This is a genomic window from Streptomyces liangshanensis (genome assembly GCF_011694815.1).
GTDB classification, from domain to species: domain Bacteria; phylum Actinomycetota; class Actinomycetes; order Streptomycetales; family Streptomycetaceae; genus Streptomyces; species Streptomyces liangshanensis.
The window spans coordinates 311,213-323,944 of the sequence record NZ_CP050177.1 but is presented as its reverse complement, the minus strand read 5'-3'; the positions used below and the strand labels follow the sequence as shown (position 1 = coordinate 323,944).

The following is a 12,732-nucleotide window of genomic DNA, read 5'->3' as shown; positions in this document are numbered from 1 at the left end:
ACACGTCCCGGTTCTGTCGCCGCCTTCCGTACGTCGTGCGGCGTGAAAGGTGTTCCATGAAACTTGATGCGGTCGACCTGGCCCTGCTGCGGGAACTCCAGAACGACGCACGGCAGACCAACCGCGACCTCGCGGCCAAGACCGGCGTCTCCCCGTCCACCTCGCTGGAGCGGGTGAGGCTCCTGCGCGAGCACGGCGTCGTCACCGGCTACCACGCGGCCGTCGACCTCGACGCGATCGGCCGCCCGGTCCAGGCGCTGATCTCGGTCCGCATCCGCCCGCCGGCCCGTCCGGTCATCGAGGGGTTCCGGGAGTGGGCGGCGCGGCTGCCCGAGGTGATCGGCCTGTTCGTGACCTCCGGCGCCCACGACTTCCTGCTCCACATCGCCGTCCCGGACGTCAACGGTGTCTACGCCTTTGTCATCGACCGGCTCACCGAGCGCCGCGAGGTCGCCGACGTCCAGACGACGCTGGCGTACGAGCACGTCAGGCCACGCCGCATCGACCCGGCTCCGGGCGAGGCCCCGGCGCGGTCCGCGCCCCCCTCATCGAGCAGGGCGCCGCGCTGACCGGGTCGCCGTGTTAGCGTGAAGTGAGAGGCGGTCTCTCGCTTATCGCTTGCTTGTCACCGTCACCCGCGTCCCTCGCCCCCCTAGGAGCCGACATGTCACAGACCTGGCTCATCACCGGAAGCTCCCGCGGATTCGGCCGGGAGCTGGCCCTCGCGGCGCTGGAGTCCGGCGACCACGTCGTTGCCACGGCGCGCCGCCCCGCGCAGCTCGACGACCTGGTGCGCGCGTACGGCGACCGGGTGCGGACCACCGCGCTCGACGTCACCGACCCGGCCGCCGCCCGCGCCGCCGTACAGCTCGCGCTCGACGCCTTCGGCCGGCTCGACGTGGTCGTGAACAACGCCGGGTACGCCAACTCCGCCCCCATCGAGGACACCTCCGAGGACGAGTTCCGCGCCCAGATCGAGACGAACCTCTTCGGCGTCATCAACGTCACGAAGGCGGCGCTGCCGGTGCTGCGCGAGCAGCGGTCCGGCCGCTTCGTCCAGTTCTCCTCCGTCGGCGGACGGGTCGGCGGTTCCCCGGGCCTGGCCCCGTACCAGACCGCCAAGTTCGGCGTCGAAGGCTTCTCCGAGGTGCTCAACAACGAGGTCAGGCCGTTCGGCGTACGGGTCGTCATCGTCGAACCCGGCGCCTTCCGCACCGACTGGCAGAGCACGACCATGCGGCGCGCCGAGGTCGGCCCCGACTACGAGGCCAGCGTGGGCGCGATCCACCGCTACCGCGACGGCACCGACGGCGTACAGGAGGGCGACCCGGCCCGCGGCGCCCGGGTCATCCTGGACGCGGTACGGCTGGCGGAACCACCGCTGCGGCTGCTGCTCGGGGCGGACGCGGTCGACGCCGTGGAGAGGTCGACCGCGGCCCGGATCCGCGAGACCCGCGAATGGGCCGAGGTCAGCAGGTCGACGGCGTTCCCCGCCGCGGCCGGCGCGACGGGCTGACGGGCGATGGGCACGGCCGGGGCCCCGAGCCCCGACGGCGACAGCCCGCCGCCTCCCGGACCTCGACCGCGCCGCCCGGCCCTGCGCCGCGACGCCGCCGAGAACCGCGCCCGCATGATCGACGCGGCGCGCCGGGCCTTCGCCGAGCAGGGTCCCGGCGCCGGCATGGAGGACATCGCCCGCCTCGCCGGCGTGGGCCCGGCTACGCTCTACCGCCGCTTCCCCACCAAGGACGCCCTCGTCGCCGAGCTGGTCGAGGTCTTCTACGACCGGCTCGTCGCCCTCGCCGAGGAGGCCACGCGGCAGCCGCCCGGCGAGGGCCTCGACCTGTTCCTCCGTACCGTCGGCCGGCTCATCGCCGGCAGCCGGGGCTACCTCCCCGGCGCCTGGGGGGAACTGGCCCGCCCCGCCCAGGTGGGCCACCTGCGCGGGATCACCGACGGCCTGCTGGCCGAGGCGCGCCGGGCCGGCGTGGTCAACGAGCAGGTCACCGTCACCGACATCGCGATGGTCGTGTGGGGGATCCGCGGGGTCGTGGAGACGACGGGAACAGCCGCCCCCGACGCCTGGCAGCGCCACCTCGACCTCGTCATGGCCGGGCTGCGTACCCCGTACATCGCCTTCAGCCGGCCGCCCCTCGACACCGGCCAGGTGGACCGGATGACGTCGGAGCCCCCGGAGCCGCACCAGGGGTGAACGCCCTCACCCCGACCGCCGCGGCTGGAGCGTCGTCGCGTACGCCCCGCCCCGCGCCAGCAGCTCCTGGTGGCTGCCCGTCTCGACGATCCGCCCGTGCTCCATCACCACGATCCGGTCCGCGTTGCGGATCGTGGACAGCCGGTGCGCCACGACGAACACCGTCCGGCCCGCCACCAGCCGCGCCAGCGCGTCCTGGATCAGCGCCTCCGACCGGTTGTCCAGCGCGGAGGTCGCCTCGTCCAGCACCAGGATCCGCGGATCCCTGATCAGGGCCCTGGCGATCGCGAGCCGCTGCTTCTGGCCGCCCGACAGCCGCGCCCCCCGCTGCCCCACCACCGTGTCCAGCCCGTCCGGCAGCCGGTCGACGAACTCCGTCGCGTTCGCCGCGTCCAGGGCGTGCCGCAGCGCGGCCTCGTCCTCGCCGCCCGCCAGGCCGTACGTCACGTTCTCCCGGATCGTCCCCTCGAAGAGGATCGACTCCTGCGGCACGACCGAGAGGAAGCGCCGGTACGTGCGCAGGTCGAGCGAGGCCATGTCCGCGCCGTCCAGCAGGATGCGCCCCTCGGTCGGCCGGATGAAGCCGATCAGCAGGTTCAGCAGCGTCGACTTGCCCGCGCCCGACGCGCCGACCAGGGCTATCGTCTCCCCGGGCCGCACCGACAGGTCGAAGCCGCGCACCGACGGCTCGCCCGCCTCCGGGTAGCGGTAGCCCATCCCCTCGAAGTCGATCCGCCCCTCGACCCGCTCCACGGAGGTCTTGCCCTCGTTGCTCTCCAGGTCCGGCGCCTGGAGCACCTCGCCGATCGAGCGCACCGACTCCAGCCCCTTCGAGATGACCGGCGTCAGGTTCATCAGGGTCATCAGCGAGGCGGTCAGCGCGGTGAAGAACGTACTGATCATGACGACGTCGCCCGCCGAGATCCCCATCCACCCGTAGTACGCGACCACCGCCGAGCCCGTCAGGCAGCCGACCGCCAGGGTGTTGAGCAGGATCCAGGACAGCGACCCGAAGCGCCCGTTGAGCACGTCGAGGCGGAAACCGGCGGTCAGCACCCGCTCCAGCGTCCGGTCGACGCGGTGCAGCGCCGTACGCTCCAGGCCGTGCGCGCGGGTGATGGGGATCAGCGTGGTCATCTCGCCGACACGCGAGGACAGCCGCTCGATCTCCAGCCGGAACTCCTCGTTGTTCGTACGGATCCGCGAGCGCAGCCGCCGTACCAGCAGCGCCGCCAGCGGCACCACCACCAGGAACACCGGCAGCACCACCGGGGTACGGAACCCGATCACCACCAGTCCGCCGAGCAGCGTCATGATCGCGCCGAGCCCGAGGTCACCGCTCTGCTGGGTCATCTGCTCGACGGCCTCGACGTCCCGGACCACCTTGGTCTGGAGGACACCGGCGCTCACCCGGGCGTGGTAGCCGAGGGACAGGTACTGCATCCGGCGGCAGAGCGCGGAGCGCAGTTCACGCCCCATACGACGGATGCTGGTGCTCATCAGGCGCGCGTAGAGCAGCGCCATCGGGAAGTTGAGGGCGAGGACCAGGACGAGCGCCCCGGCGTTGAACCACAGCTCGGACACGGGCCGGTGCTCCACCACCACGTCGATGATGTTGGCCGTGATCAGCGGGAGCAGCCAGACCGGGATGTGCTTGACGGTGAACACCGCGACGACGAGGAGGAGCCTCGCGCGGTCGGGACGGAAGAGGTAGGCGAGGGTACGGAGCGGATGCTCCCCCGAGTAGTGGTGGTCCAGCGGACCGGGACGGGGAGCGGCTTCGGGTTTCTGCATGGAGGGCGGAGTCCCTTTCGGCGGCGGTCGTACACGCTCGGCGCGCGGCCGCAGTCTCCTCCGGACGGCCCCCGGACCGGAAGCGGTTTCCGGACCGTGGACGCGAAGCGGGACACTCGGTCGGGGGTGGGCACGCCGGAGACCCGGCGAGGGCGGGACGCCCGTCCCCGCCCCCCGGGCTCGGCGCGTGCGAAATGGCGAACGGTGAGAGGGTGGCTGCATGGCTGATCAGGGCGCCCGGCCGGGCGCCGTGTCGCCGCCGGACGACTGGCCCGCCGATCCGGCGGTGGGACTCGCCCTCAACCGCATGGGCGGTTTCGACTGGGACCTCGTCGGCGGAGCGCTCCATCTGGACGGACCCGCCCTCGAGGTGTTCGACCTGCGCGAGGACGAGTTCGACGGCCGGGGCGAGTCACTGCTCTCCCGTATCCCTCCCGAGGAGGCGGAACGGGTCGACCGTGTGGTCAGGCGGGCCGTCGAGACCGGCACCGACCGCTACGCCCTGTACTTCCGGATCCGCTGCCGCGACGGGTCGAAGCGGTGGACGCACTCCCAGGCCCGCATCCGCCGCGACGAGCGGGGCGAGGCCGTGCGGGTCATCGGCATCGTCCGGATCGCGAACCGCGACCGCGCCGACGCCGCCGCCAGGAGCGAGCTGGACGAGGGCCGCCGCCGGCTGACGGACATGGTGGAGCGCACCACCGCCCTGCTCTCCACCGCCGAGACCGTCCAGGACGTCATCGAGGTCCTGGAGGACGAGGAGGCGCTCGGGCACCTCAGGGCGGAGAGCGTGTCGCTCGGGGTGGTCGAGGGGACACGGATCAGGCTGGTCGCGCAGGGGCGCAACGGGCCCTTCGCGCCGGAGCTCCAGTACACCCGGATCGACGAGCGGTTCCCGATGGGCGAGGCGGTGCGCACCGAGCGGCCCCGCTTCGTCACCTCACGCGAGGAGTTCCGCACGGCGTACCCGCGGCTCTGGCCGCACATCGAGCCCCTGGTGGTGTCCTCGGGGGCGTATCTGCCGCTGATCGCCCAGTCCAGGCCCATCGGCGTGCTCGCGATGCTCTACCCCCGGCACGGCGACTTCAGCGACTCGGAGCGCGCCCTGCTGGTCGCGCTCGGCAGCAGCATCGCGCAGAGCCTCCAGCGGGCCATGCTGTACGACCAGGAGCACGACCTCGCCGACGGCCTCCAGCAGGCGATGCTCCCGCGCCGCATCCCCGACATCCCGGGCGCGCTGACGGCCGTCCGCTACCGGCCCGCGCGGATCGGGCGGAGCGTCGGGGGCGACTGGTACGACGTGCTCCCGCTGCCCGGCGGCCGGGTGGGGCTGACCATCGGCGACGTCCAGGGCCACGACACGGAGGCCGCCGTGGTCATGGGGCAGCTCCGGATGGTGCTCTGGGCGTACGCCGCCGAGGGCCACCCGCCCGCCACGGCCATGGCGCGCGCGGCGGCGTTCCTGCACGAGCTGGACACCGACCGGTTCGCGACCTGCACGTACGTCGAGGTCGACCTGGCGACGGGAGGCCTCCAGATCGTACGGGCCGGGCATCTCGACCCGATGGTGCGGGGGACCGACGGGACCTGCGCCTGGATCACCACGACCGGCGGGCTGCCGCTCGGCCTCGCCGCCGAGTTCGCCGGGGACGGCGGGATCGACTACCCGGTCACCACGGGGACGCTGGGGCCCGGCGACACGCTGGTGCTCTGCACGGACGGGCTGGTGGAGGAGCCGGGCACGGACCTCGGGGAGCGGATGAACGTGCTCGCGGAGGCGGTCAGGACGGGCCCGGAGGAGCTGCCGGACCTCGCCGACATGCTGTTCGACCGGCTGGGGACCCAGGGCGGCGGTGACGACATGGCGCTGCTGCTCCTGCGCCGGGACGTCCGGGACGGGCGGTCCCGGCGCGCGGCGCGTCCCCGCCGGACCCGGTAGGCGCCCCCGGCGGGACCCCTGTGAACGCGGCGCGGGGCGCGGACGGGGCGCCGGGCCCCGTCCGCGCCACCGGACCGCTCAGCCCTCGGTGATCTCCCGGACCTCCGCGGTGATGCTCCAGTGGGCCGGGTGGATCTCCAGGAAACGCCGGGCCCACTCCAGGGCCTCGGCCTTGTCCCTGGCCTGGATCAGCGAGTACCCGCCGATGACTTCCTTGGTCTCGGTGAAGGGCCCGTCCGTGTAGCGGACCTTGCCGTCGGCCCAGGTGACCCGGGTGCCCTCGGACGTCGGCGTCAGACCGGCCGTGTCGAGCATGACCCCCGCCTTGGTGATCTCCTCCAGCAGCGCGCCCATGCGCTCCTCGAACTCGGGTCCCGGCGGATCGGTCGGGGGGTTCCGCTCGTCGACGCGGATCATCGTCAGGAAGCGCGGCATGGTGACTCCTCGGTCCGGGGCGGGGCTTGTCCCGCCTCTCATCCTTACGTCGAACGGGAGACCCCGCGATCGACACCGCACCGAAAGTTTCCGCCCTCGCGTGTTCTCCCCGGCGTTTCCCCGAACCCCTGGTTCATTGGTGTGTGCACGGCAATGCTGGTCGCCGAGAGTCCTCACCCATGCCAATCCACCGTCCTCCAGGAGAAGTTGTGGGCCCAGGCAACGCCTGGCGGTCCGTCGTGCTCTTCACGGCGGCGACCGCCCTGACGGCCGGGGCGGTCTCCCCGTCCTTCGCCGACTCCACCCCCGACCCCCGGCCGCTGACCGCCGCCGAGATCCTGCGGCCGGTCGCGCCCCCGCCGGCGAGCGCGCCCGGCGGCCCACCCGTGACGGCGAGCGCCGGCGGCGACGCGGAAGGCCTGGAGACGGCGCGCTCCTCCCGCCCCGTCGCCCCCGGCGTCACGCTCACCTCGTACGACCGCCTCGAAGCGGCCGCCTGGCTGAGGGTCGACGCGCTCTCCGTGGACCTCGGCGCCGGGGCGCGGGCCGACTACCTGTCCTCCGGCCAGGTCTCCGGCCGGCGTACGGTCTCCGAACTGGCCGCGCTCCACGACCCGGGCGCCGGGCGCCGTACCGTCGCCGCGATCAACGCGGACTTCTTCGACATCAACGAGACGGGCGCGCCGCAGGGCCCCGGCATCAGGAACGGCGAGGTCGACCACTCCCCGGCGGCCGGCGCCGAGCGGGCCGCCGGGATCGGCCCCGGGAACGCCGGCCGGATCCTCCGCCTCTACTTCGACGGGACCGTGACCCTGCCCTCGGGAACGCGCCCGCTGGCCGCCTACAACGCCGCGAACGTGCCGCCCGGCGCCCTCGGCCTCTACACACCCGGCTGGGGCGGCGCCGACCGCGCCCTGACCGTCGACCGGGCGGCGCCCGTCGCGGAGGCCGTCGTCCGCGACGGCCGGGTCGTCTCCGTGGCGGACCGCCCCGGCGCCGGGCCCGTCGCCCCCGGCACCACCGTCCTGGTCGGCCGGGAAGCGGGCGCCGAGGCGCTCCGGGCGCTGCGCCCGGGCGACCCGGTGACGGTCGAGTACCGCCCGCGCACCGACGACGGCGGGCCGGTGCCCCGTACCGCGGTCGGCGGCCGGGAACAGCTCGTCGTCGGCGGGGTCGCGCAGAACCACGACGGCGAGGGCAACAACTCCGCCGCCCCGCGTACCGCCGTCGGCTTCTCGCGCGACGGGTCCGTGATGCAGATCCTCACCGTCGACGGCCGCCAGGCCGACAGCGGCGGGGTCACGCTCACCCGGCTCGGCGAGATGATGCGCCGCGCCGGTTCGTACAGCGCGCTCAACCTCGACGGCGGCGGCTCCTCGACGCTGCTCGCCCGCGTCCCCGGTCAGGACGGCCTGCGCGTGGAGAACAGCCCCTCCGACGGCAGCGAGCGCGCCGTCCCCAACGGCCTCGCCCTCACCGCCCCGGAGGGTAGCGGGCGGCTCGACGGCTTCTGGGTCGGAACCCGTACCCCCGCGGGCGGCGCGCCGACCGCCGACCCCGTCAGGGGCGGCCACCCCGAGCGCGTCTTCCCCGGCCTGACCCGGCAACTGACCGCCGCCGGTCACGACGAGACGTACGGGCCGGCCGCCGGCACCCCGCACTGGCGGGCCGTACGCTCCGCCGTCGGCCGGGTCGACGCGCACGGCCTGTTCACCGCCCGCGCGAGCGGCACGACCGAGGTGAGGGCCGAGCGCGGCCGGGCCGGCGGCGGTACGGAGCTGACCGTCCTCGACCGGCTCGACCGGATCAGCCCCACGACCCGGCGGGTCGGACTCGCGGACGCGGCGGCCTCCGGCACCTTCGGGATCGTCGGGTTCGACGCCCACGGCACCAGTGCCCCGGTCGAACCCCGTGACGTCACCCTGGACTTCGACCGCTCGCTGTTCGCCGTCACCGACGACGGCGCCGGGAACTTCACCGTCCGCTCCCTGACGGGCGCGGGGGCCGGCCGGATCACGGTCACCGCCGGCGGGGTCACCACCGCGCTCGCCGTCACCGTCGGACTGGAGGAGCGGCCGGTCACCGGCTTCGACGACGCCGCGTCCTGGACCTTCGCCCAGGCGCGGGCGGACGGCTCGGTCGGCGCGGTGCCGGACGGCCGTACCGGCACCGCCCTGCGTCTCGGCTACGACTTCACGCGGTCGACGGCGACCCGCGCCGCCTACGCGCTGCCGCCCGCGCCGGTCCAGGTCCCCGGCCGCCCGCAGTCCTTCGCGCTCTGGATCAAGGGGGACGGCCGGGGCGCCTGGCCCACGCTGCACCTCAAGGACGCGGCGGGCTCCGACCAGTTGCTGCGCGGCCCCTACGTCACCTGGACCGGCTGGCGGCAGGTGACCTTCGCCGTGCCCGAGGGCGCCGCGGCCCCGCTGAGCGTGTACCGCTTCTACCTCGCCGAGACCGCGGCGACGAAGCAGTACACCGGGGAGGTCGTGCTGGACGACCTGACGGTACGGCTGCCGCCCACCGTGGACCTGCCCGAACAGCCGCGCCGGGCCGACCCGTTGATCGCCACCGCCGCCCGTACGGAAGGCCGGGACTGGCGGTTCGCGGTGATGTCGGACGCCCAGTTCGTCGCCCGCGACCCCGACAGCGCGCTCGTGGCACAGGCCCGCCGCACCCTGCGCGAGATCAAGGCGGCCCGGCCCGACTTCCTCGTGATCAACGGGGACCTGGTGGACGAGGGGGCGCCCGAGGACCTGGCGTTCGCGCGCCGGGTGCTGACCGAGGAGCTGGGGGACACGCTGCCCTGGTACTACGTGCCGGGCAACCACGAGGTGATGGGCGGGAGCATCGAGCACTTCACCGCCCAATTCGGGTCCGCCCAGCGGGTGTTCGACCACCGGGGGACCCGGTTCCTCACCCTCGACACGTCCAGCCTGTCGCTGCGCGGCGGCGGCCTCGCCCAGATCGTGGCGGCACGCGCGCAGTTGGACGCGGCGGCGCGCGACGACCGCGTGGGCTCGGTCGTGGTGATCGAGCACGTACCGCCCCGCGACCCGACCGTCCAGAAGGCGAGCCAGCTCGGCGACCGCAAGGAGGCCGCGCTCCTCGAAGGGTGGCTCGCCGACTTCCGCCGTACGACCGGCAAGGGCGCCGCGCTGATCGGCGGCCACGTCGGGGTCTTCGACGCCTCGCGGGTGGACGGGGTGCCGTATCTCGTCAACGGCAACGCGGGTAAGGCGCCCGCCGCCCCGCCCGCCGAGGGCGGCTTCACCGGGTGGTCCCTGATCGGCGTGGACCGGGTCTCCCCGGGCGACCGGACCGCCGCCCGGCGGGCGCCCTGGACGGGCGGCCCCGACTGGATCTCGGTCCGGACCCGCGCGCACACCGACGCGCTGGCCCTGGACGCCCCGGCGGCGCTGGCCCCGGGACACCGGGCGCACGTGACGGCGGAGGTCACCCAGGGCGGCAGGCGGGTGCCGGTGGCCTTCCCGCTCAGCGCGGACTGGACCGGCTCGCCCGGCGTGCTGATCGGGGACGGGCGGCGCGGGGTACGGGACCGGCACGTGGCGTTCTTCGACCCGGCCACGGGCACGCTCACCGCGCTGCGGCCCGGGACGGTGACGCTCGCGGTGACGGTCAACGGCGTGACCCGCACGGCCCGGACGGTCGTCGAGGCGACGGCGGACCCGGCGGTCCCGGCCGCCGTCCGGACGGGGACGGGGTGACGCGGGGCAGACTTCGGTAGGCCGGCCGGCGGGCCGCCCGCGACTTTGGTCGCGGCGGCCGCTGCCGATGGCCTATGGCCGCGCCCCGCCGCCGTCCCTAGCCTCGGAGAGGTGAAGACCTTCTTCGGTTTCCTCTGCTTCGTCCTGCTGTCCCAGGGGGTGGGCGGCCTCCTGCACGAGCTGACCGGCGGGCGGTTCAGCATCTGGTCCCTGGTGGCCAGGCTCGACGCCTTCGACGGCTACGAGATCTACGTGTCGGTGATCCTCGTCGTCGCGGGCCTCGCCATGGGCGCGGCGGCGGACGCGGCCGGGCGCGGCGCCGTCCTGTCCTCAGGGGACCAGGAGGGGAAACGCCGCTGACGTGAGCCGCTCCGACAGGCCCCACAACTCCCGCGCGGGGCCGGGTCGGTGGACGGCCCCGCGCGGCCCGTTCACGCCTGCCGGGGTACGGCGCCGGGCGGGACGGCCGCGCGCAGCGTCCCCCGTACCGGCAGCGACGGCTGGAGTGTGAGGCCCGTCCTCGGCGGGTTCTCGCCCCCCTCCACCTCGATGTGGAAACGCTGCGCCAGCGTCGCCAGCACGAGCACCGCCTCGACCATCGCGAACCGCGCGCCCAGACACGCCCGCGCGCCGCCCCCGAACGGGAACCACGCGTGGTCCGGTACGGCGGGGGAGGCGTCCGGGTCCCACCGCTCCGGGCGGAACGCCTCGGGGTCGGGGAACCAACGGGGGTCACGGTGGGCGCTCCACTGGCTGGACCACAGGACCGTGCCCTCCGCCACCGGCCGCCCCGCCAGCGTCGAACCCTCCTTGGCGATCGCGGTCATCAGCCAGACCGGCGGGTAGAGCCGCAGGGTCTCCTTCACGATCCGCTCGGTCCACGGCAGATCCTTGACGTCGTCGTGCCCCGGCGGCCGGCCGGCGAGGACGTCCGCCAGCTCCCGGTCCAGCAGCGCCCGCGCCCCGGGATTGCGGGACAGGAGGTACCACGCCCAGGTCAGCGTCGTGCCCGTCGTCTCGTGGCCGCCGATGTAGAGCGTCACCGCCTCGTCGCGGATCTCCTTGTCGCCGAGCGGCTCGCCCTCCTCGTCCCGGGCCGCGAGCAGCCGGCTGAGCAGGTCGTCCCTGGCCTCCCCGTCCCCGGCGCGCCTGCGGTGGTCGGTGACCCGCGCGACCTCGCGGTCGATGACCGCCACGGCCTTCTTGAGCCGGTGGCGGCCCGGCGTGGGCACCCACGGCGGCAGGAAGAGGGTCAGCCCCCGGAACTCACTCCCGATCTCCCGCTGCGCGACGTCCATCGCCGGACCGATCGCGCTCTCGCGCCCCGCCGTGTCGGCGCCGAACAGGGTCTGTACCGCGATGCGCTGGGTGAGGCCGAGCATCTCCCGCCGGACGTCGACGCGCCGGCCCGGCCGCCAGCCGGCCGCCAGCGCGGCCGCGCAGTCCGTCATCGTGCCCGCGTGGGCCCTGACCCGGCGGGGACGTACCGCGGGCTGCACCAGCGCGCGCTTGCGGCGCCAGGCGGGCCCCTCCGAGGTGACCACCCCGTCGCCGAGCACCAGCTTGAACGCCCAGCCGAGTTCGGGGTGGCGGTAGCGCGTCTCGACGCCCGTGAGCAACTCCCCGATGTGCTCGGGCCGGGAGAGGAACAGGGCACGCTGCGGGCCGAGTTTCCACTCGACGAGGTCGCCGAGCCCCCGTAACCGGGTGAAGAAGCCCAGCGGGTCGCGGGCGAACGCGGGCAGGTTCCCGAGGAGGGGCACCTGGCGCGGTCCGGGTACGGGCGGCGGGGCGGATGTTGCCAGTGGGGCGGATGCCGGCAGTGGGGCGGGTCCGGCGGGTTCGGTCGGCTGCGTCATGGCGGGTCCTCGCGGTCGGACGACGGGGGACACCCACCAGCAAAGCGCCCGGCCGCGGCAGGCACCAGAGGGCCTCCCGCGGCCGGAGCCACCTCACCTCACGTCACCTCAGGTGAGCGCGTCGAGACGCAGCGCGGTGAACCGCGCCGTGAAGCCCTTCCCGTCGGGCGACGCGCACATCGGCCCGGCCTGCGCGGGCACCTCCGGCGGGAAGTACGCGAGGCGCAGCATCGTCTCCGGGGCGCCGCCGACGCCGTACAGGATCGTCACCGTGTCGCCCTCGCGCCGCAGTTCGACGGTCACCGGCCCCGGGGCGTCGGTGAGATACGCGAGCGGTACGACGTTCCAGTCGGACACCTCGCGCGTCACCACCGCGCTCAACTGCTGCCTGCCGTCGACGTACTCGATGCCGGTCTTGATCCAGTTCTTCTCGTCGATCCGGAGCAACAGCCCCGCCTGGTCGTACTGTTCGTGGTAATCACCACTGAACGTCGCCCGCAGCCGGAACCGCGCGGGCACCGGCCGCAGCAGCGCGTGCCCCGTGTCCCGGACGAAGTCGTAGTGCGTGGTCACCCAGAAGTCGGTGTCCGGATCGGTCGTGACGTCGAGCGCGTCGTCGTACGGGGCCCAGCGGGCGGGCGGGTTCAGCCACGTCCAGTCGTCGAAGCCCAGACATGCTTCCGTGCCGGTGGTGCTCTCGCCCATGGGGCCTCCTCGCGTCCGTGATCGGCACACACCCTGCCACGAAGTGGCCCGACACGCCGA

9 protein-coding genes and 1 pseudogene are annotated in these 12,732 nt (G+C 74.2%); 6 read left to right on the top strand and 4 right to left on the bottom strand.

What is annotated here, in order from left to right:
• Positions 1 to 56 precede the first annotated feature (56 nt).
• The 3 genes from HA039_RS01405 (at position 57) to HA039_RS01395 (ending at position 2,212) form a co-directional block, all read left to right on the top strand.
• Entirely contained in the window at positions 57 to 569 is a 513-nt protein-coding gene (locus HA039_RS01405; RefSeq protein ID WP_167022541.1) for an Lrp/AsnC family transcriptional regulator, read from the top strand.
• A gap of 95 nt (positions 570 to 664) precedes the next feature.
• A complete protein-coding gene (locus HA039_RS01400) occupies positions 665 to 1,516 on the top strand; it encodes an SDR family NAD(P)-dependent oxidoreductase (RefSeq protein ID WP_167022538.1) in 852 nt (283 codons plus the stop codon).
• A 6-nt stretch (positions 1,517 to 1,522) separates the two neighbouring features.
• On the top strand, positions 1,523 to 2,212 hold the full coding sequence (locus HA039_RS01395) for a TetR/AcrR family transcriptional regulator (protein WP_167022535.1): 690 nt from the start codon (positions 1,523 to 1,525) through the stop codon (positions 2,210 to 2,212).
• Between the two features lie 6 nt (positions 2,213 to 2,218).
• On the opposite strand, the gene HA039_RS01390 is transcribed toward HA039_RS01395, so the two are convergent.
• Positions 2,219 to 4,006: an ABC transporter ATP-binding protein gene (locus tag HA039_RS01390; RefSeq protein WP_167022532.1), complete on the bottom strand. Its 1,788-nt coding sequence runs from the start codon at positions 4,004 to 4,006 to the stop codon at positions 2,219 to 2,221.
• A gap of 220 nt (positions 4,007 to 4,226) precedes the next feature.
• On the opposite strand from HA039_RS01390, the pseudogene HA039_RS01385 reads away from it, so the two are divergent.
• Positions 4,227 to 5,891: pseudogene (locus tag HA039_RS01385) on the top strand (SpoIIE family protein phosphatase); the annotation flags it as partial.
• 132 nt (positions 5,892 to 6,023) lie between these two features.
• On the opposite strand, the gene HA039_RS01380 reads toward HA039_RS01385, so the two are convergent.
• Entirely contained in the window at positions 6,024 to 6,380 is a 357-nt protein-coding gene (locus HA039_RS01380; RefSeq protein ID WP_167022526.1) for a YciI family protein, read from the bottom strand.
• A 209-nt stretch (positions 6,381 to 6,589) separates the two neighbouring features.
• On the opposite strand from HA039_RS01380, the gene HA039_RS01375 reads away from it, so the two are divergent.
• Both HA039_RS01375 and HA039_RS01370 read left to right on the top strand, forming a co-directional pair.
• Complete coding sequence (locus HA039_RS01375) at positions 6,590 to 10,108, top strand: phosphodiester glycosidase family protein (RefSeq protein WP_243869005.1); 3,519 nt, start codon at positions 6,590 to 6,592, stop codon at positions 10,106 to 10,108.
• 111 nt (positions 10,109 to 10,219) lie between these two features.
• On the top strand, positions 10,220 to 10,468 hold the full coding sequence (locus HA039_RS01370) for a hypothetical protein (protein WP_167022520.1): 249 nt from the start codon (positions 10,220 to 10,222) through the stop codon (positions 10,466 to 10,468).
• Between the two features lie 71 nt (positions 10,469 to 10,539).
• Here the strand turns inward: HA039_RS01370 and HA039_RS01365 are convergent, their stop codons facing one another.
• Positions 10,540 to 11,967: a cytochrome P450 gene (locus HA039_RS01365; protein WP_167022517.1), complete on the bottom strand. Its 1,428-nt coding sequence runs from the start codon at positions 11,965 to 11,967 to the stop codon at positions 10,540 to 10,542.
• Positions 11,968 to 12,075: 108 nt separating this feature from the next.
• Positions 12,076 to 12,672 (bottom strand): DUF1349 domain-containing protein, encoded by a 597-nt coding sequence (locus HA039_RS01360; RefSeq protein WP_167022515.1) that lies wholly within the window; start codon positions 12,670 to 12,672, stop codon positions 12,076 to 12,078.
• Between the last annotated feature and the right edge of the window lie 60 nt (positions 12,673 to 12,732).